Raw genomic sequence first — 21,971 nt, forward strand, 5'->3', positions numbered from 1 at the left:
ATTGCGGGTGGTGGTGAGATTCCCCTTGATCTTTTTGTTTGTCTGCCCACAAGCGAGATCGCCACGCCATCACCTGCTCTCTAATGAAGGTGGAAATACAACATGAGAAAAAGCTACCTAGTGATTGCCTTAGTATTGGCAACCTTTTTTACGGTGTCCTTTATCACCAATATTTTAGGCGCGATTTTTCCAGCACTAATAGAAAGTTACAGCATAGGCCTATCGCTCGCGGGGTTTTTCCCGTTCGCCTTTTTTATCGCGTATGGTGTGATGTCTATTCCGGCGGGACTGCTAGTTCAGCGTTTTGGAGAAAAAACCGTTATGCAGCTCGCATTTACCCTTGCTGCAATTGGCGCAACGACCTTTGTGCTAATGCCAACGTTTGCCATTGCCATGGTTGCGTTGTTTATGCTCGGCTGTGCCATGGCACTACTGCAAGTGGCTATCAATCCACTATTACGCGCTAGCGGTGGTTCAGAACACTTTGCCGTGCTTTCGGTGTTTGCGCAGTTGATGTTTGGTGCTGCCGCAACACTCGCGCCTCTGGTGTATAGCAAACTACAGTCTCAAGTCACCACCGCAGAGGGATTTGGCGGGGCACTTTCTGGTGTTATCCCAGCAGACAAAGCTTGGCTAAGTATCTATGCGGTATTCGCTATCCTAAGCGTCGTGATGCTATTGCTCTCGCAATTTACGCCATTTAGCGCGGTACCCGAGCAGAAAAAGCAGCAGCTGAGCTGGTCACAAAGTATCGGTTTTTTTAAAGATAAAACCGTATTGAAATTTTTTGCCGCCATCGCCGCTTATGTTGCGCTAGAACAAGGTGTCGCGAACCTTATTTCCGTGTTTTTGCAGCAATATCATGACCTAGACCCAGCCACCGAAGGCGCAAAAGTGGTGAGCGAATTCTGGTTATGCCTAACCTTAGGCTGTTTACTTGGACTGGCACTACTTAAACTTATTGATGCACAAAAGCTTTTGATTTTATTCAGCTCTGGCGCCGCTATCGCACTGCTAAGTGCATTATTCGGTAGCACTACCGTAGCGCTTATTGCTTTTCCAATGGTGGGATTCTTCCTCTCCATTATGTGGTCGGTCATCTTTGCTCTGGCATTAAATTCATTCAAAACCGGCCATGGCGCAATCACAGGGATTTTATGTACTGGGATCATTGGCGGTGCTTTTATGTCTCCCATCATAGGTTTTGCGGCTGAATTGAGTAACAACTTACAACTTGCTGCCCTGCTGTTACTACTGCCACTTAGCTATATTCTGAGTGTTGGCGTATGGGCTAACCCTTTGATTAAAAATAAAACTTTTGGCAATAGTCAAAAGACGCTGTCTCAACCTCTAAATGAAAATAGTTAAATTACGATGAATCACTCTTTGTTATGTATTGACTTGGGAGGCACCAAAGCGCTTGCGGCTTCGGTTACGCACACTCAGGTCGAGCAGGTACGCCAATATGCGGTGCCTAGTCAGGCCAACTTAGACCAAGTTAATGCCTTTGTTATCCGTTTAATTGAAGAAAACCTAACGACCGAAACAACTGGTATTGCGATTGGCGTACCAAGCACACTGGATGTGTGCAGCGGCACCGTGCTGACAACACAAAATATTCCTCATTGGCAAAATGTGCCTCTGAAGGGATTGTTAGAACAGCACTTTTCTTTGCCCGTTGTTGTCCATAATGACGCAAACTGCTTTGCATTTGGTGAATACTTATATGGTGGCCACCATGCCAACAACCTAATTGGCGTATGCCTTGGCACAGGCATTGGTGCCGGTTTTGTGTTTAACGGTAATTTATATACGGGTAACCATAGTGCTGCAGGAGAGCTAGGCAACTTAAGCTATCTTGATGGAATTATTGAAGATTATGCTTCAGGACAATTCTTTGGGCGACAAGGAATTGAAGGGAGATGGTTGGCCGAACAAGCAGGCAGTGGCGACCCATTTGCACTACAACAATTTGAGACTTTTGGCGGTCACGTTGGTCATGCACTCGCGCAAGTAGTCATGGTGCTGAACCCAGATGTCATTGTACTAGGCGGCTCCGTGACGCATTCATATGACTATTTTAACGCCGCACTTGAAGCCAAGATGCAGCAGTTGCTTGGCAATGCTTTATATCAATCCGTTCGTGTCATTCCAAGCACCTTAAATCACGCGCCACTTTTAGAGGCATACGGATTGTTTCAACACAATAAAATTAACCATGATAACAAGGAACTAGCCAATGAAGTTTAATCGGCTTATGGCCCTACTTTTTGGGGTGTCGTCACCCCTTTATGCGCTCGACCAAACCGCAGTAAACTGGTTAGGCCAAAATCTTGATGTAAAGTACACCTTGCTTGATAGCAAGCCGAGCACCTACCCCAAGGCACAACAAAAGTGTTATTACTCAGAGCTGAGCTTTAGCGTAGCTACAGAAAATACCAAGGCAAATAATGACTTTGCTATCTTTTTTAGCCAACTGATGCCGATTTACCATGTTGAGGGCGATAACTTTGCCATCACCCATATCAATGGTGATATTCACAAAATCACGCCTGCAGCAGGGTTTAGTGGGTTTTCAAGTACTCCCACTACCGTGCGCTTTTATACCAAGGACTCTCAGGTTACACGCTCGGAGTTTATGCCAAATTATGTTGTAACGGACGCGCAGCTTAAGCTCACCCCACAAGTGATCAAAAGCACGCAAACCCAGCGCGATAAAGACACAGGACTTGAGCTGCAACCTTATTTGACGCCATTTGTTACGCTCAACCAGCTGCAAATCAGCAGTAAAGATGACACGCAGTGGATGGGCAGCGAATACTTATATCAACATCAAGTGAAGCCAACTCTTGATGCTGCAATTGGGCTGATACCAAAGCCCAAACAACTGACAGTGCTGTCCGATAAACGACTCAATCTAGCAGCCGGTATTAATCTGCAACTTTCAGGCGTTTCAGCTGATGCTATCGCCATGGCACAACAGCGACTCAATACCCTCGGGGTAAAAAGCACCAAGGACGGACTTGTAGTTAATGTCGCTGTAAAGCCAAATAAACAATCAAGTCCACATTATCAACTGACGGTCGGCAAAAATAACATCTCAATCCAAGCCAATAACAGCGCCGCTGCATTTTATGCGCTACAAAGCCTTGCAGGACTGTTGGATATCAATGATTTGAGTATTCCCATGGTGGATATTATTGATACACCAAGGTATGACTTTCGTGGTTTACACGTCGATGTTGCCCGCAACTTCCGCTCCAAAGCCTTTATTTTACAAACCATTGAACAGATGGCAGCGTACAAGCTAAATAAACTGCACCTTCATTTAGCGGATGATGAAGGCTGGCGCTTAGCCATCGACGGTCTTGATGAACTCACCTCTATCGGCGCTTATCGCTGCTTTGATTTGACCGAAACTCGCTGCCTATTGCCGCAATTAGGCGCAGGGAATGATAAAAACGCGCAAGTGAATGGCTTTTACTCTGCAGAGGATTATATTGAGATCCTGCGCTATGCCAAGGCGCATCATATCGAGGTGTTACCCTCATTAGATATGCCTGGTCACTCACGTGCTGCAATCATCGCCATGGAGGCGCGATATAAAAAGCTGACGGCACAAGGCAAACCAGAGGATGCACAGCAGTACCGGTTAGTAGAAGCTGCTGACAAGACGCGTTATAGCTCCATTCAACATTACAACGACAACACGCTAAATGTCTGTATTGCAAACACTTACACCTTTATCGACAAAGTATTAAGCGAAGTAAAAGTGCTGCATGACCGTGCAGGTGTACCACTCAACACTTACCATATAGGTGCAGATGAAACCGCAGGTGCTTGGCTAGAGTCGCCGGCTTGTAAAAAATTGCAGGCAAGCGTGAAAGATTTTACCAACTTTAACGGTTACTTCATTGAGCGGATCGCAAAGTTACTTGATAAAAAAGGAATACAGGTTGCAGGGTGGAGCGACGGTTTAGGTGATGTACGTGCTGCAAATATGCCAGCAAACGTACAGAGCAATGCTTGGGCGACATTAAGCGAAAACGGGCACGCCGTCGCGCATCGCTTCGCCAATCAGGGCTGGCAGGTTGTCTTGTCTAGCCCTGATGTAACCTACTTTGACTTTCCATATCAATCTCACCCAGAAGAGCGTGGTAATCACTGGGCAAGTCGCGCTATCGAAAGCAAAAAGATGTTTGAATTTATGCCAGACAACCTCCCTGCGCATGCAGAGATCTGGAAAAATACCAATCACCACGCCTACATAGCTAACGACAGCGACTCATCACTAAACAAAGGGGTTAAGTTTGCCGGGCTACAAGGGCACTTATGGAGTGAAATGCTGCGCAGTGATACACAAGCCGAATACATGCTTTATCCACGGCTATTGGCCCTTGCAGAGCGAGCATGGCACCATGCCGAGTGGGAATTACCGTACCAAGCAGGTCGTATATACAGCCAGTCTAGCGGATATTTTACGGCTAAGCTACAGGCGCAACGTGAGGCTGATTGGCAACGATTCGTGGCTATTTTGGGCCTTCAAGAGCTGCCTAAATTAGCACAAGCCGGAATTGAGTTTCGCATCCCTGTCGTCGCCGCAAAACAGCTATCTGAAGCAAAACTCGACGCTTTTAGTGCCATCCCGGGTTTTGTTATCGAAGCACAGCTTGAAAACGGCAACTGGGTGCCCTTCAATACCTCACTTAATCAAGTACAGGCGCTTAGAGCAGCGCAGCCAAACTCCGGCCGCAAAGGACGAGCTTTGAGTTTAGAGAAAAAATAACGAATAAGATCGACATGTGATGCTAAGCCCACTTAGTGCTTAGCATCTCTATCACCATTATCAGACGCAAAAGAACGTTGAAAAAATGTAACTAATAGCAAAATATTGAAAAAGTAAGCAATATGTTTTAGCTTGGTTGTTATGTTGCTTTTTTGTTCATTTAAGAATAAATCAGATGACATAACTACGACATAATGAGCTCAATCAGAGCCTATAATTTAGAAGGAATACTGAAATGAAATTATCGTTAAACAAGAAGAAAATCAAAGCCCTATCAGCTGACAAGCAAACTGTACCTGCCGTAATGACTCCACAGGTTGCAGGCGGTGCGCTTCGTTTCAGCCAAGACAGGCTAACGCATTGTGTTGCCAATACGTGTGGTCGCCATACTTGCCCTGATATTTACTAATTGAGAGCAAATAACACAGTTCGGTGCCTCCAAGGAGGCACTTTAAGGCTTACTTAAATTTAACCTCTTTCTCACTTTTCGTGTAAACACGCGACTCAGGTTGAGTCCACTCGCCGTTTTTCATATATTGCGTCGACACCGTAAATTGACCACTCTCAAATTTACTGGTTGATTTCACCTTTGTAATGCCATCTTTATTATTAATGACATCTTCGTAAGCCACAAACTCGGTCTGGCTAAGGACTTCCATCGTTCCTTGGGTGTAAAACCCTGCCGTCGTAAAATAGTAAAACACTAGGCTGTTTTTACTTTTATCCCAGAAAATTAATGACTCGCCGCCGTACATGCCATCGTTGATTGAATGTAAGGTACGAATGGCTGTGCCATTTAAAGCTCGTTCCCAGTGACTTACATCCTGCATCTTTGGTTTATCTGAAGGCACGTCAAAGTCCGATTGCCAAGTACCAAAATAAGGTGTAAACACCGAGAGTTCTTCACTTAATTTTTCATTAGCCCAAGATAGCGTACTGAATACTACCAATATGGCAAGTCCGAACTTTTTCATCATTTTTATTTCCATTGATTGTGTCTCACTCAGTATAAATCCTCATGCGTAGGTTGCGTACTTAAGGTAAACCTGTCGCTCCCTAATTGGTAAAAAAACATTGCGAATACACAATTAATACACATTTTAAAACAACAATTATACAACAAATTAATATCATAACTGCAATAGGGAAAGCGGGGAACGTTACCCTGTCTAGAGTAGTTGTTGCAGCACCAACACCAACAAGGAACAACGAACATGCTTGATTATCTTATTATTGGCGCAGGCCCAGCAGGAGTCCAAACCGCTTACCACCTAAAACAAAGTGGCTTGTCCTACCTCATGTTGGAGTCAGGTCAGCGCGCAGGATGTTTTTTTGAAACATTCCCAATTCACCGGAAACTAATTTCAATTAATAAAGTATTTACCGGCTCAACAAACCCTGAATTCAACTTAAGACACGATTGGAACTCCATTTTAACTGATGACTACAGCCTCAACTTTTCCAGTTTTGACCGCGACTTTTTCCCAAGTGCTGATAACTTAGTCAAATACCTCAACCATTATGTTGACCAAAATCAGCTAAATGTTGCTTATAACCAGCGTGTTAAGTCCGTCGAAAAGATTGCCGATCACTTCGTTGTAACCACAACTCATAATGAACAATATACAGCAGCCCGCGTCATCGTCAGCACAGGTGTCCCTAAACCTTATGTTCCGAAGATCGAAGGAATAGAGCTAGTTACACAATACTCAGACTTAAATATTGATTTGGCACCATATGAAAACAAACGCGTACTTGTTATCGGTAAAGGAAACTCAGCTTTCGAAACGGCTGATCACCTTATCCCTGCCACCAGCCTAATTCACGTTTGTAGTCCAAATCCTTTAGATATGGCATGGAAGACCCACTATGTTGGCGACCTACGTGCAGTAAACAACAATATTCTAGATACTTATCAACTGAAGTCGCAAAACGCCATCTTAGACGCCGACATTAAGCGTATTGAGAAACAAGACAACCGTTTTATCGTGCACTTTAGTTATGCTCATGCTAATGGTGAGCAAGAAACCATAGAGTATGACGAGATCATTTGTTGTACTGGATTTGCCATGGACAGCAGTATTTTTACCGATAGTGCAAAACCTGATCTCATGATTGAAGGCCGCTTCCCATCTCTAGATTGCAGCTTTGAATCCATCAATGTAAAAGGCCTTTATTTTGCCGGCACGCTGACACAATCCACCAAATATCGAAAGTCGACCTCAGGCTTTATTCACGGCTTTAGATACAATAGCCGCGCCTTAGTCGAGATGCTAAAACAAAAGCATCATGATACTACGCTTGCATGCGACCAACACTTAGGTACGCCAGAAGCTATCGGCAGTGCAATCCTGAACCGTATCAATGAGACAAGCGCGCTATGGCAACAGCACGGCTTCATGGTGGATGCAGTTACGGTATCAAAGAGCGGTATGGCACAGTATTATAAGCACTTGCCGAGTCCGTACCTCCATGCTCACCTAGGTGATCACTATCATTTGCAGATAGCATTAGACTTTGGTGCACCAATTGAAGGCGACCCGTTCAATCAGGTTCGAGTGCATAAAGACAACGCGACTGATGCGGAGTTAAGTAAATTCCTACACCCTATCATTGAACTTTGCTATCAGGGTGAAGTAATAGAGACTCATCATATTATTGAGGACTTAGAAGCGGACTGGACTGACGTAGAAGCGCACGTTAAGCCACTTCAACAGTTCATTGAGCGAGTATTACCAAAACTTGTTGGTGAGAAAATGCAAAATAAAGTGTCAGCATAACTCATAAATGAAAAAGGTTGGCAACCAAGCCAACCTTTTCATTATCTAAGAAACTTTAGATTCAGAGAAGTACTTTCGTCTCAACATATCATGAATAACAAATTCCTGTTCTCGACCATAAGCTTTAAACATACGGTTGTTATGCATATGCAAAAGAGAGCCGAGTAATGATTGTATACTCAAATTAAGTGAACCTGACTTTTCTAGTGTCAAAATTTCCTTCACCACTGGCTCTGCCTGCTTCTGCCACGCCTCTAAAAGCGCCAACATCGCTTGTTGCGTCTCATCACATTGCGCTAGGCTCGCAATATTAAGCTTCGTAAAGTCATCATCGAGCTGCGTTTGGTGATCGCGATAACGATTACCGAGCTGCTTTCTAAGCGCGCTACTCTCATTGAATTCTTTACCAAACCCCGCGCGTAATGAAGAGATCAGTGATAGCTTTCGTTCCGCATCATAATCAAATAGCGTCAGCAAACGGTTAGTACAAGCCAATGCGATACGCCAACGGACATCTTCACCGAACGCTTCAACTAGTTGACAACTTTTCGCAATTAGCTCACTGTCAAACATAAACAAGCTTTCGATCAAAGTCATCGATTGCGGACCGCCGTAGCGCTCTACTTCTCGCTCATAAGTCATTAATTCAACTTTATGCAGCTGAGAGCTCTCTATCATAGGTGACAATAGCTGATTGAGTTTTGGCAATAACTCTCCACAAAGCACTGCTGGCTTGCCTTGGAAGCGTAAGCGTAGATGCCAATCCGGATCGCCATAGCGAATAAAGAACCACTTATCAAACAATTCACTATTTTCCTCAATAAGCGGCAATAACTGCTCATAAAGTAGCTGCTCAACAATGGTATTACCTGAATATATTTTTAAACTAAGCCACTCGGAACCCGCACTGAAACGCCGAGAGATTGGTGTAGCGGTAATATTTTCTAGTGGCTTTTCTGCAAAGTGCGTATGAGGAGTCGCATTTTCATTAAGTAAAGGGACAATGATTTCATTAGCATAATGTTGCCCTTTTGCATCCATTACCCGAGATGAGAATTGAGAGTTCAATACTTCATTAAGCTCAACTGTTTTTCTACCTTTGGTTTCCATCAATAAAATTTCAAGCATCGCACTTTGGCTTAAGTTCAGGGTGAGAATATTATCTCCTGCAGCAAAGCACACCCATTCGTCCAATAAGTACTTTTCTTTCAGCTGTTCAAGTTTATTAGCTTGAACACGCTGATTAACTAGCAACCCCTCTAACTCCTTACGTTCAATACGCCATGTCTTCTCATTCAAGATCAGGTTATCTAGCATAATGCGAGGTACATAAGTTGCTCTACTTAGACTCGAAGGCAATGAGAACTTGGGTGTTTCACTTTCTTGATGCTGCAACATACAAAGGAATTTATACGCGCTTAAACTTCTTGCAGAGAAGTTATGAGCACTCGACAAACGCGGAATAATGCGTTTATTGAGTCGCTTACTCCAGAGTTTTACCTGCTGGCTTTCGACCCAAACATACAGATCACTTAGTGGGATCTGGTATTCAAGGTCTAGTGAACTGTCTGCCATAAAAACGATTTCGTACTGCCGCAAATGTGGCCTCGCAATCACGTTACCAGGCCTTCCCTCTGGCATATGTACAATTTCTGCGAAGATAACCTCTTCACTGTGACTATGTTCTTGCTCTAAATGATGAATAACCGATTCTTTTAATGTTTCATCAAGGTGGCAAAAACGACCCAAAAGATTAGCTGCCGACGGTCCATAACAGCCATTGAACTTGAACACAGGATTAGACTTTTCGTCCTCAAATAAACTCAACATCACTGCCATTGAACGTGGCAAGTTAAGCTCTACTTTATCCTTAACTTTTTGCTTCAATTCGCTACTGGTCAGGACCACACAGCTTTTGCCTAAATTACTTGGCAATGTCACAGCCTGCTCAATAATGCGATCCAGTTCGGTATATTCAGGGGCGCTAGCTTGTCCGCGACTCGCTCGACCCAACTGTAAACCACCTACTAGCGGGGCATCATAGCCAGTTTCAGTGGAGACACTAATACCCGACTCATCATCCAACACCATATCCAAAGGTACAAATTGACCTTCAAACCGCATGTTGAACTTATTAATAAAGTTTTCAAGTGGGTTATGCTTAGCGCTGCGATTTAAGCTCGCAATCAATTGCAGTTGTTTATTCACCCTTGCAACTTCTTGCTGTGACATCTCACAATGTAAAAAAGTGCGGTAGGTATCTGATTGGAAAAGCTTGTTTTCTTGAACCTTAACCGGTAGCTCAGAAAGGTATTTAAAAATGGCTTGGTATTGCTCAGGCTTTGCCTCTCCCGCTTTATCTATCACCGCAAGATCATGGATCGCTTGCTCCAACTTGGCGTAAACTTCTACAGGCGCAACGTTTTTCAACGCTTTAATCAACGCAATGTCGGGGCTTTCACCTGTAAGTGGTAGCGGAATATCGGGAATTAATACCCCTTCACTAATGAGTTCTTCAAGGTATGCACTAACTTCCTCATATTCTGCTTCGCTATAGCGCAGACAAAATTGCTCAATGAGCTGAGAAAAACTTAGCTTCTGTTTCGCCAGCTCCAGCATAGTGATGAAGTACTCATCACTATCAACGGCACTCAGGCGATACTGCATGGTGTCATCAGAGAGGTAAGTTTCAATGTAGCGGCACTGATCTGCTATAAAGTAATGAGATGGATTAGGTAAATAAGACAAATTATCTGATTTTGCTTCAGTTTCTGCTAAATGAGAGCGAATTGCAGACAACAGAAACATATCTAATCGAGTTTTACGCGAATCATTTTCTGCGCTATCACTAACCAGACGAGTTTCTGAACCTACTTTACCAGTATGAATACCAGAAAATAGACCGAACGGCGTAGGCCGAGAAGACATTCGAATTAGGTATCTTAAAAGCGCCAATGCCACTTTTTTGCCTTGCTTAGAGTCTGGCTTTTCACGCCATTGCTCCAGCCGCTCAAGCAGTGATGGGCTTGCAACGTAGAGCGCTTCTATTACTCCTGGCGTAGCAAGCCAGGCACTTAACATCGCATTACTATCTTGTTGATTGAACAAGGTCTCAATTGGCAGCTTTGGAGTCCTTATTACAAAAAAGGAGCTTATTGTTATTTTGGCTGACATAATATTCCTTAACTCATTAGTAGGCAGTCTGTCCAATCAAGATTGTCATCTAGCACACCTAGAAGTGCTAAACCGATACCAGCAAAGCCCATCAGAAAGCTGCAATCCTCTTGATGAACCTTATCAAGGCCATTGTATGAATAGAGTGCTTTAAGCCCATGTTCTTGATACTGACTTAGGCCATAATCAAGCCAGGTTAAAGCCGCTTGTTGTAGCTTAGGGTGAGGCATAACCTTATTAAGCAACTGATACACAGTTACTAACCCAAAAAAACCATGGCAAAGTCCAGCGTCGTTGATATGACCCTGTTTTGCATCTCTGTCGACGTTGAACAAAGCAATATTTAATGCTTGTTCAACATAACTCGATTTATCCAACGCATGCCCAGCTCTTGCAAGTGTTAACGCAATCGTTAAGTCGCCATAGCACCAACCTAACCGAGAGTGGTGTTCGTCTCCTGCACATGAGCCAAAACAAGCGAGCCTATCAGCTGCATGACTCTGCTGTTCAAGTAGCCAATCACAACCCGCAACAACCAGTTTTTGCGCTCGCAGCTTTACTTTTTCGTCCTGAAGCGCAGGAATAAGAGCCGCGATAATGCCTGGGACACCATGTGCCAGACCTAAATTAAATTCGTGACTTTCTGTATCTTCTTTATCGAATCGGTATACCGATTGCTTAGGCTGAGACCAAGCAACCTGCTGATCATCTAGTTCTACCGCAACCGACTCATACCCCGTAACAAGACGATCAAATAAAGTACTTTGTTGAGTCTTTTTTGCACGACGTGAGATATAAGGAGAATATCCGGCAAGACCTAACACCATTTCAATTTCTCCTGTCCAAGGAGAAAAGTCGAGTGCAGTGTCAAAGAAGTTATCTATCTCCCCCAGCAGCTCAGGATCATACTCTTCGTCGTCATACTGGTTAAAATACTCAAGCACCCAAGCTTGCCCAGCTAGCCCTGAACTCAGTTCAGGGGTTTGCTCTGCCAATTCATTTTGGAGCTTATCTAGCGCCAGATGAAATTTCTCCTCATCGACCCAAGCATCATTAAAGTTTGCAGCTCGAAATAAAAACAATAAGTGCCCAGCTAAACCACTAAGCAAACCGTTACTGTTCACGGCTTCAAGATTTGATTCAACCTGCTTGGCTAGTTTTTCCACTATAGTCAGGATTTGTTCTTTTTTTTCTAAATCTAACGCCTTTAGCATACTTATCCTTGTTTCAACTCTATTTATAAATTTTGTTTTTACTACAGGTAAGTTAACCTTTTGCTCAGCCAAACTCAAACTTTGATACACACAAAACATAAAAACAAAACAAACTATGTGATTTGTTGACATTTAATTTTTTGAGTACTAGCTTTTTTGTACACGCTAAAAAAGCGTGTACAAAAAGGATTGAAAGAAAGGACTTTTATTAACCGCAAGTTAGTAAGGAAAAACGAATGAAACTAGCACTAAACAAAAAATGCATCAAAGCACTTTCCAACGATAGTAAATCTATTCCAGCTAATATGACACCACAAATCGCTGGTGGTCGTATGCAAGCTGACTATTTACTCACTGATCGCTTCGGAGATTGCTGGACGGGTCGCAATCATTCTTGCCGTGAGCACACTTGCCAGATCCCATAACGCTCTATGAATGCAAAAATAAACAAATCGAGCATGTAGCTCGGTTTGTTTATTTTTGTTCGGATACCGAAGCCTGCTCTTCATCCTCATGATGTTGCGGCTTTTTAAGCTTAATCTCTCTATCCGCTGAAGCAATGGTCTCTTTCCGGTGCGCGATGATAATACGTGTTATCTTCAACCGAGATACTGCATCATTAATATCTTCTTCCAGCCCAGTATCAAGGTGACTCGTTGCTTCATCCATAAACAGTATTTTCGGATCTTTATATAGAGCACGCGCCAAGATGATCCGCTGTTTCTGTCCTCCAGATAAGCTCGACCCCATATCACCAATCAAGCTGTCATACCCCATTGGCATATCGCTGATATCATCATGAATGGCGGCAAGTTGGGCACAGTGCACCACTTTTTCCATATTGATTGGTGAATCAAAAAAGGCGATATTATCAGCCACAGTACCGGATAGGAGCTCATCGTCTTGCATCACCGCAGCAATCTGCTGGCGATATTGCCTAGCGCCAATTTGGCTAAGAGATATACCATCCACCAAGATTTCACCATTAGATGGTTTATTTAGCCCCAGCATTAACTTAAGTAGCGTCGACTTACCGCAACCAGAAGGCCCTGTAATTGCTACTGACTCGCCCGCATTGATTGTTAAGTTTAGTTTTTCAATAACATTTGGTGTTGCGTCTGAATATGCGAACGACAAATTTTTTACTTCAATTTTGCCTTCGATATTCAGTTTGCGATATTGATCTGGTTGTAACTCTTCTTTATCCGTTAAAGCAATATCAGCGATACGGTCAAAGTGGAGGCCTAACATCTTAAACTCAATGAGCTTTTCTATAAGATTTGCGGTCTTATCCATAAACTGACGCTTGTAAGACATAAAAGCAAACAGCATACCGGTACTAAATCCACCAGCAATCACCAAGTGTGCCGCCAAATAAACCACAATGATATTCTCAACACCAAATAGCGCGCGGTTAATCGCGTCATAGCCAATTTTAAAATTACCCAAGCGGATATTGTGGTTAATCGCACTAGCGTAGCGATTTTGCCACTGTCCTTCTCGCTTTACTTCTGAGCCAAATAATTTAATCGTTTGGATCCCGCGTACCGTTTCCATAAAGTTGGAATTTTCTTTTGCGCGCGCCATGATTTCTTGCTCACTGATATTGCGAAATGGCTTATACATGGCCATTCTGATAATCGCGTAAGTGATCACAGCCACCAACACCACAGCGGATAGCATAGGACTATAAAAGAAGATCATCGCTAAGGTAATAATCGCCATTAAGCCATCAATAATCGCCTCAATGACCCCAGTTGTAAGGAGCTGCTTTACTTGCTGAAGAGAGCCGAAGCGAGAAACAACATCCCCCATATGGCGCTTCTCAAAATAGGCGATGGGTAAGCGCACTAAGTGGTGAAATAGGTTCGCCCCCAATTGAATATTCATCTGATTACCAAAGTGCAGCAAGGTAAAGCCACGCAGTGCATTGGTGGCGATTTCAAAAAGCAGTACTAAAAAGAACCCAATCGCCAGCACCGTCAAGAGTGAGGTGTCACCAGTGAGTATGACATCATCTATAACCAGCTGAATATAATAGGGTGCTGCTAGCGTAAATACTTGCAGCAAAATGGAAAGCATAAAAATAAGTAACAACGAGCGTTTTAAGCCCGTAATACGGCTCCAAAAATCGGAAAATCTAAGACTCGCTTTTTGCTCTTTCTTTTCGAAGTCTTTGGTTGGCGTTAACTCCAAAGCCACGCCAGTAAAATGCTTGGAGGCTTCTTCCATCGTAAAGGTTTTTTCGCCACCAGCGGGGTCATGGATCACAATGCGCTTTTCGTTGGCCTTCTTAAGCACCACAAAATGGTTCATGTCCCAATGTAAAATTGCCGGTGTTTGCAGCGCATCTAGATCTTCAAGCTCAATTCGCAGAGGCCTTGAAGTTAAATGGAGCTTTTCAGCAAAGTGCATAATGTCGAGCAGCGTACAGCCTTCGATTGAAATACTAAAACGCTGCCTTAAGCGAGTTAAATCAGTGCGATAGCCGTGATATCCAGCAACCATAGCAAGACTCGCGAGGCCACACTCTGCCGCTTCTGATTGGATGATCACTGGTAAAGATTTCCGCGACCAAAACTCTAACTTATTGGCTGCGCCTTCATGTTCCATTTCCATATCAACCCTTTTACTTCTTATAACTGGCCTTTGATGCTAAACACTGGGTCAAACAGCCAACGCAATAAAGAGCGTTCTTCTACCACAATATCCGCATCAAGCGTCATACCTGCACGCAAGACTGTATCTTTACCATATGCTTTTACTGCTTGTTCATCCAACGCAACAACAACACGGTACGCAGGCTCTTGAATTATACCTGGCATGTTGGTTTCCTCAGGCAAGATCACACTATTACTGAGCTCTACAATCTTTCCTTTGTAAATGCCAAATTTTTCGTAGGGAAACGCGTGATAGCGTAGCTTAGTCTCTTGCCCTTCTTTGATAAAGCCAAACGCTGATGTAGGTATATAAACGATTGCCTGCATGTCACTGTGTTCGGGGATCAAGGTCAGTAAATGCTGACCCATGGAAACATTTTTGCCAAGTTTAGCGAGCAATCCCGTAACTACCCCTGACTGAGCTGCGCGAACTTCACCAAGCCGCTCCTGCTCAATGGACGAGATTTGTATCAGTAGATCTGCTTGCTGCGATTGCAGCTGAGAAATTCTGTTTTGATGTTCAATCGGCAGTTTCGCCAACTGATTTTTAATATTTTTCAGCTGTGACTCAAGCGCAATACGCTCTGAACGGATTGAAGACGCTTGTTGCTTGAGTGAAAGCAAAGTGTCTTTTTGACGTTGTAGCTCAAGTTCAGAAATATAACCAGTGCCTTTTAAGGTCGCAATTTGCGATACTAAATCTTGATTAAGTAGTAGCCGCTCTTGGAACGTACTTGCTTGGCTCTCAAGTTCTTTTAACTTTTCTTTTGCGGTCGTTTCTTGTTGCTGTAGCTCTTCAATATCAAGCTGGTACTGTCCACGCAGTTGCTCTATCTGCTGTAGTAAGTTCTTTTGCTGAAAGCGATATTGATTCAGCAATGCTTGATTCAACTCAGTGGCTTCGGTGCTATGTTTTGCAGATGCAATTCGCAGCAAAGGTTGCCCAGCAGCGACTTGTTCACCCTCTTTGACCAATACCTCAGACACCACCCCCTGTTGCATTGCAGCAACACGCAGCAGTCCACCACTGGGTTCAATAACGCCAGATACTCTTTCCTTTCTGGTATAGCTACCACTTGATAGAAACACGATGCTTAAAATCACAACCGTTAAAATGAGTAACCCCAGAGTCTTAAATACGGGCGGTTGGATTAAGCTAATTGTGCCCTCTAAGCGGTGCTGTTTATGCTCTAACACCTCACGGCGAAATAAATTTTCCATAGCACTTATCGGGTAATATTATTGTTAATATTTTTTTATTGAAAATACAATGTACCATGGGTGGTAACAGAAAGGAATGAAATAAGGCAAGTCATGCTTGCCTTATTGGTGTCTAGAGGAACTTAAAGCTGTCCCTATAATAATAATTCTTAAGACTTTTTAATTGGTCGCTGCCAGCCATCCAAGTTACGCTGTTTTCCTCGCGCGACTGCCAATTGCTCATCTTTCACGCTTGAGGTAATCACTGAACCTGCGCCAATCGTTGCCGTACTACCAATTTCAACTGGTGCAACTAGTGATGAATTAGAGCCAATAAAGGCATTATCACCGATAATAGTTTTAGACTTATTCACACCGTCATAGTTACACGTAATGGTTCCGGCACCAATATTCACCTTTTCCCCAATTTCAGCATCTCCAAGGTAGGTCAAGTGATTAGCTTTTGAACCTTTACCCAAACGAGATTTCTTCATCTCGACAAAGTTACCAATATGAGAATCTTCTTCCATTATCGCGCCAGGACGCAAGCGAGCAAATGGACCTAAAGTGCACTTATCAGCGACCAGCGCATCTTCGATAAGCGTATTAGCTTTAATCACAACGCCATTACCGATTTTACAGTTTTTAAGTACACAGTTTGGACCAATGACGACATCATCGCCAATTTCAACATGGCCTTCAAATATCACGTTAACATCAATCTGAACATCTTCACCAGTTGTTACAAGTCCACGCACATCAATGCGAGCAGGATCCGCTAAACTAGCACCATTAATCATCAAGGTTTCAGCTTGCCAAGTTTGATAAGCGCGCTCTAAAGCAGCAAGTTGTACCCGGTTATTGGCACCTTCTACTTCCATCTCATCATCAGGTTGTGCAGAAGTAATTTCTACCCCTTCGCTGTGCGCCATCGCCACGATATCAGTGAGGTAATATTCACCTTGTGCGTTATTGTTCGATAACTGTCCAAGCCACTTTTTCAATAATCCACCGTTAGCCGCCATTATGCCTGTATTGATCTCAGTAATAGCAAGTTGCTCCGCAGACGCATCTTTTTGTTCGACAATACCAACCAATTTGCCATTTTCTCGCAGCATACGGCCGTAACCTGTCGGGTTTACTAAATCAACAGTGAGTACAGCAAGGCCGTTATCAGGCGTCACATCCAGCAAACGCTGCAGCGTGCTCAGCTTTGTGAGAGGCACATCACCATAGAGGATCAGTACTTTATCGTCATCACCAATATGCTCCTTTGCTACCGCGACAGCATGACCAGTACCCAACTGCTCAGCTTGATGCACCCAGTTCACTTCATTATGTGATAACGCGGCTTGTAGCTGCTGCGCACCATGACCAAAAACTAAATTGGTAGACTGCGCGCCTAACGACACCGCATTGTCGATGACATGCTGTACCATGGGTTTTCCTGCGATAGGATGAAGGACCTTTGGTAACTTAGAGCGCATGCGAGTGCCTTTACCCGCAGCTAGAATAATTGTATTTAACGGCATGAACACAGGATCCTTTTTCTTGTGTCAAAAAACATACGTACAGTTCAATACTCTTGTCTTTAATCCGGTCACTTCATTGTGCACCGTAATACTGAAATGGCTTTAGCAGACAACAAGCACTTACTAAGTACAAATTGCGCAATATTGTAGCGGGGTTTGTTTGGAAAAGTAAGGGTCAAAAAAGTAGAAATAAAAAATGATATAAGGCTCATTAGAACCTTATATCGAGTTGTGTCCATGACCAAACTTACCCCTAACTACCTAGGACCTGCTGATCTTTCAAATTATCTTTTGTTGCACCAAACATACGTACTTTTTGTTTCAAGCGATAACCGACTACATACAGGATTGGAATTAAGAAGAGTGTCACTACTGTTGAAACCAGCACAGCAAAACCAAGAGATATTGCCATGGGAGATACAAACTTCGCCTGAACACTGGTTTCAAACATTATTGGTAACAACCCAAAAAACGTTGTCAATGAAGTTAATATGATAGCTCTAAACCTTTCATGAACAGCCTGTGTTGCACTTTCGATGATCTCAATGTTACTTCGCACTTTTTCGTTAATCCTGTCAACAAGTATAAGACTATCATTGACAACAACACCCGCCGCCGCGATTAGACCAAAATTTGAAACTAAGCTAAAATCCTCCGAAAAAATCCAATGTCCCCATATCGCACCAACAACACAAAATGGGATAACCGACATTATCAGCAGCGGCTGAATATAACTTTTTAACGGTATTGCCAATAGAATATAGACTGCGAGCAAAGAGGCTACAGTGAAAATCAACATTTGGTCTTTCTCGTTGCTGACTTCCTTTATTTTTCCGCCTAAATCAGTGGTTATCGAAGGGTATTGCGCCCTCACTTTAGGAATTATTTCCTTATTCACATGCTTGATAACTTTTGTGGCATTCACTTCTTGATGATCTATAGAAGCAAAAACATATAGACTGCGCTTACCAGCCTCGCGACGAATTGTTGTTACTGCTTGGGTCTCTTTAAAGTTAACCACATCTCCTAAGAATACTTCTTCTCCAGAACTCAGTCTAATACGAACATACTGTAACTCGCTGATACTCGTGCGACTAGCTTGAGGATACCTAAGCATCACTCTAATCTCTTCTCCTAAACGACTAAACCTATCAGCCTCTGCGCCATAATGAGTTTGCTGTAACTGCAGAGCTACATCAGCAAGCGTTAGATTTAACTGATGAGCTAATGGCTTTAATTCCATTAATAGCTCTTTTCGCCCGACGGATATCGTAGAGCCAACTTCATATAATCCTTTTTGTTGCTTTAACTCCGCTGCAAATAGTTTTGCGGCTGCATTTAGTTCATCAATATCATCACTAAAAAAGAAATAACCAAAGTCCCCATATAAATTATGCTGGCCTAATACATCATCTTTAATTCTAACTGCTTTAAGTGCCACAATATCAGGAATATTCTCTCTCCAGCGCTGAGATAGCGCAAACGTATCATAAGGTCTATGGTTTTCATCGACGAGAATAACAGTAAACTTCAGGCTAGTTTCTCCAACGCTTTCAATCAAAATATCTTTGATCATTCCCTTGCCAAACAAGGAGACTGTTTTTTGCTCTTCTTCTTTCAGCATTTTTTCAAAGGCTTGTGCCGCTTGTTTAACCACCAACGCAGAGGCATTATCGTTAAGTTCAAGTGTAATCTCTGGTTGATCAATTGGGACCATAGGATCAGGTATAGACTTAACGTGGCCTAATACTATCAAGGCAAGAGAAAGTACGAAAATAACAACAAATAATAATAGCACGCTCCATTTATGTCGTATGCTCCAGACAACTCGATCAGTCAACCACCCCTGACTAAACCCACTGATTGCTTGATTCAACTTATATTTAAATCCACTTTGAGAAGTCTGTTTTGAGGGCATGCTGGCTAAATGGGCAGGTAGAATCAACTTAGACTCAACAATGCTGAATAGCAGACAAAAGATTACGATAATCGAAACCCCTTTGAATAACTCACTTTGTGAGCCGTCACTAAAGATGAAAGGAAAAAATACCGCTATGGTCGTTAATACGCCAAAAACCGCAGGCTTAGCGACTTTCTTTACGCCTTGAGCAACTGCTCGCTTATTATTTCCCATTGTCTCTATTTGTTCATGTACACTCTCGCCAACTACGATAGCGTCATCAACAATCAATCCTAACACCATAATGAAGGCAAATAATGACACCAAGTTTATAGTGACACCAAACAATGGCATTATCAGTATTGCACCAAGAAAACACACCGGCAAGCCCACAACCACCCAAAATGCTAGTCTCATGCTTAGGAACAAAGATAAGACTAACATAACTAGAATAGCACCTTGGACCAGATTTTCTTCCATCATCGCCAAGCGCTGATCTAAATACGCAGTACCGTCAATAATCACCTCAAGTTTTAAGTCCTTTGGTAAATACTGATTTTTATACGCCACATATTGTTGCACCGAGTCAGCAACGGCAACAGCATCTTGATATTCCGCAGCCATCACTTCAAAAGCAACAGCAGGCTTTGCCGAAAAAGAAAATAAATGCACACCTTCAATAACCCCATCTCGGACACTGGCTATATCTTCAAGCTTTATTTGTAAGCCAGACTCAAAAGTTTTAATCGGGATATTGGCAAATGCTCCTTCATCATATGCCTGATTTTCAACACGAAGAGGGATGGTACCAGCTTCACTCCTCACGGCTCCCACACTCATATTATTTGAGTATTTTTGCAGTGCTAACCGGACATCTTCAATCGTCAATTTGTACATCTGCAGTGCAACAGGGTTAACCTCTATCGCGACTTCCCCTTTTGGTAAGTTATTACTCACTATTGAAACATTATTTAAATTTAAAAGCTCATTTTGTACTTGAAGTGCATAATGTCTTAAGGAGGATACCTCATTGTCTTGTATGAGAGCCAAGCGGATAACCGGTTGTAAGTTTTCACGCAGTTTAATGATAATTGGCTCTAAGTCAGCGGGAAAGCCTGGTGTTGCGTCGACTGCAAGTTTCACTTTGTCTAACACACTGGCAGGGTCCGCATTTTTCAGTATTTCAAGCACAATCCTACCTGAATTGTCATTGGACCAGGAGCGCATACGCTTTATATCTGGCAGACTAACTAAGCTGTACTCTATTTTACTTATCACATTCTCTTCGAGTTCTTTTGCAGAGGAGCCAAACTGAGTAACATTAATTTCTATCGTATCAATCTGAATGTTGGGGAATATTTGCTTGTTTATAGATTGATAAGAAACTGCACCTATAATGATGACAAATACCATCAACAAGTTTGCAGCTACAGGATTATTAATAAAAAAATTGATGATGCCGTGGTTAAAGCTTTCTTTGTTCATCACAATAACCTCACAGCTTTGCTAGATTTGCAGCAACAATTTCAACAGGCATTCCTGTATAGGGGTAATCCGGCAATGCACTGACTATCTTATCATCTGTCTGAATACCGCTACTAACTATTGCAAAACCATTTTCATTTCGCAAAGTGGTCACCTCTCGTAATACGAGCGAACCTTTGTTCGCGACCCAAATACGGTTATTTTCAATTAGTTCTTCTGGCACTTTATATACTTGCTCAAGCGTACGCCCAGAAAACTCCACTTCGACAAAGTCACCAAATTGTAAAAATGAATTACTACTGCGCCTATCTAGCAGCCCTGTCACTTGCGCGACAACTTTGTAAGCTCTGGTTTGTGTATCAACCAGCTGAATTCTTCGAATTAATTTACCTCTAGCTACCTGATCTGAGCCTGGTAACCTCACCACCACCTCGGTTGCTAAAAGGTTCTCCGGCAAATATGGGCTATCAAATCGCGCAATAGGTAACTCCACTTCAGCACTTTCAATATTATATAATATCGCTACACTCGTACCTTGATTTACAAACTGTCCCGTGCCGATTGACTTCTCAACGACTAACGCGTCGAATGGTGCAACACCTGATGTATACTCTAAATTCTTCTGAGCAGATGATAATCTTGCTTCTGCAGATCTCACTGCTGCATAAGCACTTTTAATTTGTGGTTTTCTCAAGAACAGACTATTTTCTTGGTCTGATTGGATCCGCTCTAATTCTATTTGAGCTACCTTTCCCATTCCCAACTCTTGCTCGAGTTTAGCTTTAGCGTTGAGCAACTCAGCTTCTGCATTTTTAAGCTCAGCTTGATATTGACTATCTTCTATTTTATACAGCTCCGTCCCTTTTTTAACCACACCGCCTTTTACGAGTTCTTTTGACCAAGACTCAATATTTCCGGCTACTCGAGTAGATAAGCTCGTAATTTCGCTCGGCCGAAGCTCTCCGTACAGCTTAAAACGGACCGTATGGTTTTTTTGTTCAATGGGTATTGTCGAGATATGATTTACTTTCACTTTCAGTGTCGATTCTTCATCTGCTGCACTGAGAGCGCTCATGACAAATAGCACGACTGCAGATAGCGATAGAATCATTGCAGGTAAAGCAATCGGTTGAATATGTTTTATCTTCATAATAGACCAACTTTTGTTTGTTCTCACCATCACTTCAGACGGCTTATATAGAGGGTTTATAGATTGAAGTGGGTAGTTATCCACCCACTT

General features: G+C 42.8%; 14 protein-coding genes. 6 read left to right on the top strand and 8 right to left on the bottom strand.

The window, feature by feature from the left end:
* Positions 1-102 precede the first annotated feature (102 nt).
* From PPIS_RS14725 to PPIS_RS25150, 4 genes are all read left to right on the top strand, one after another.
* Positions 103-1,368 carry an MFS transporter gene (locus PPIS_RS14725; RefSeq protein ID WP_010377627.1) on the top strand — a complete coding sequence of 422 codons (1,266 nt, stop codon included), beginning with the start codon at positions 103-105 and terminating at the stop codon, positions 1,366-1,368.
* A 6-nt stretch (positions 1,369-1,374) separates the two neighbouring features.
* On the top strand, positions 1,375-2,250 hold the full coding sequence (locus PPIS_RS14730; protein ID WP_010377626.1) for an ROK family protein: 876 nt from the start codon (positions 1,375-1,377) through the stop codon (positions 2,248-2,250).
* Positions 2,240-4,786, top strand: coding sequence for a family 20 glycosylhydrolase (locus PPIS_RS14735; protein WP_010377624.1), 2,547 nt, complete (start codon positions 2,240-2,242; stop codon positions 4,784-4,786). The genes PPIS_RS14730 and PPIS_RS14735 overlap by 11 nt, the downstream gene beginning before the upstream one ends.
* 235 nt (positions 4,787-5,021) lie before the next feature.
* On the top strand, positions 5,022-5,195 hold the full coding sequence (locus PPIS_RS25150) for a hypothetical protein (RefSeq protein WP_017218574.1): 174 nt from the start codon (positions 5,022-5,024) through the stop codon (positions 5,193-5,195).
* 49 nt (positions 5,196-5,244) lie between these two features.
* Here PPIS_RS25150 and PPIS_RS14740 read toward each other — a convergent pair whose 3' ends face one another.
* Complete coding sequence (locus tag PPIS_RS14740; RefSeq protein ID WP_010377623.1) at positions 5,245-5,763, bottom strand: hypothetical protein; 519 nt, start codon at positions 5,761-5,763, stop codon at positions 5,245-5,247.
* A 237-nt stretch (positions 5,764-6,000) separates the two neighbouring features.
* Here PPIS_RS14740 and PPIS_RS14745 point away from each other — a divergent pair, with 237 nt between their 5' ends.
* Positions 6,001-7,566 (top strand): NAD(P)-binding domain-containing protein, encoded by a 1,566-nt coding sequence (locus PPIS_RS14745; RefSeq protein WP_010377622.1) that lies wholly within the window; start codon positions 6,001-6,003, stop codon positions 7,564-7,566.
* Positions 7,567-7,611: 45 nt separating this feature from the next.
* On the opposite strand, the gene PPIS_RS14750 is transcribed toward PPIS_RS14745, so the two are convergent.
* Together PPIS_RS14750 and PPIS_RS14755 are read right to left on the bottom strand one after the other, a co-directional pair.
* Positions 7,612-10,740 carry a lantibiotic dehydratase gene (locus tag PPIS_RS14750; protein WP_010377621.1) on the bottom strand — a complete coding sequence of 1,043 codons (3,129 nt, stop codon included), beginning with the start codon at positions 10,738-10,740 and terminating at the stop codon, positions 7,612-7,614.
* A gap of 8 nt (positions 10,741-10,748) precedes the next feature.
* Positions 10,749-11,954: a lanthionine synthetase C family protein gene (locus PPIS_RS14755; protein ID WP_010377620.1), complete on the bottom strand. Its 1,206-nt coding sequence runs from the start codon at positions 11,952-11,954 to the stop codon at positions 10,749-10,751.
* A gap of 236 nt (positions 11,955-12,190) precedes the next feature.
* Here PPIS_RS14755 and PPIS_RS14760 point away from each other — a divergent pair, with 236 nt between their 5' ends.
* A complete protein-coding gene (locus PPIS_RS14760; RefSeq protein WP_010377619.1) occupies positions 12,191-12,379 on the top strand; it encodes a hypothetical protein in 189 nt (62 codons plus the stop codon).
* A gap of 49 nt (positions 12,380-12,428) precedes the next feature.
* On the opposite strand, the gene PPIS_RS14765 is transcribed toward PPIS_RS14760, so the two are convergent.
* The 5 genes from PPIS_RS14765 to PPIS_RS14785 form a co-directional block, all read right to left on the bottom strand.
* Positions 12,429-14,573 carry a peptidase domain-containing ABC transporter gene (locus tag PPIS_RS14765; protein ID WP_010377617.1) on the bottom strand — a complete coding sequence of 715 codons (2,145 nt, stop codon included), beginning with the start codon at positions 14,571-14,573 and terminating at the stop codon, positions 12,429-12,431.
* A gap of 17 nt (positions 14,574-14,590) precedes the next feature.
* Positions 14,591-15,835, bottom strand: coding sequence for an HlyD family secretion protein (locus PPIS_RS14770; protein WP_010377616.1), 1,245 nt, complete (start codon positions 15,833-15,835; stop codon positions 14,591-14,593).
* A gap of 149 nt (positions 15,836-15,984) precedes the next feature.
* Positions 15,985-17,346 (bottom strand): bifunctional UDP-N-acetylglucosamine diphosphorylase/glucosamine-1-phosphate N-acetyltransferase GlmU, encoded by a 1,362-nt coding sequence (gene glmU / locus PPIS_RS14775; RefSeq protein ID WP_010377613.1) that lies wholly within the window; start codon positions 17,344-17,346, stop codon positions 15,985-15,987.
* A 253-nt stretch (positions 17,347-17,599) separates the two neighbouring features.
* Positions 17,600-20,731 carry an efflux RND transporter permease subunit gene (locus tag PPIS_RS14780; RefSeq protein WP_010377612.1) on the bottom strand — a complete coding sequence of 1,044 codons (3,132 nt, stop codon included), beginning with the start codon at positions 20,729-20,731 and terminating at the stop codon, positions 17,600-17,602.
* Positions 20,732-20,741: 10 nt separating this feature from the next.
* Positions 20,742-21,881 carry an efflux RND transporter periplasmic adaptor subunit gene (locus PPIS_RS14785; RefSeq protein ID WP_019647553.1) on the bottom strand — a complete coding sequence of 380 codons (1,140 nt, stop codon included), beginning with the start codon at positions 21,879-21,881 and terminating at the stop codon, positions 20,742-20,744.
* Positions 21,882-21,971 lie beyond the last annotated feature (90 nt).

This window comes from Pseudoalteromonas piscicida, from assembly GCF_000238315.3.
GTDB lineage: Bacteria > Pseudomonadota > Gammaproteobacteria > Enterobacterales > Alteromonadaceae > Pseudoalteromonas > Pseudoalteromonas piscicida.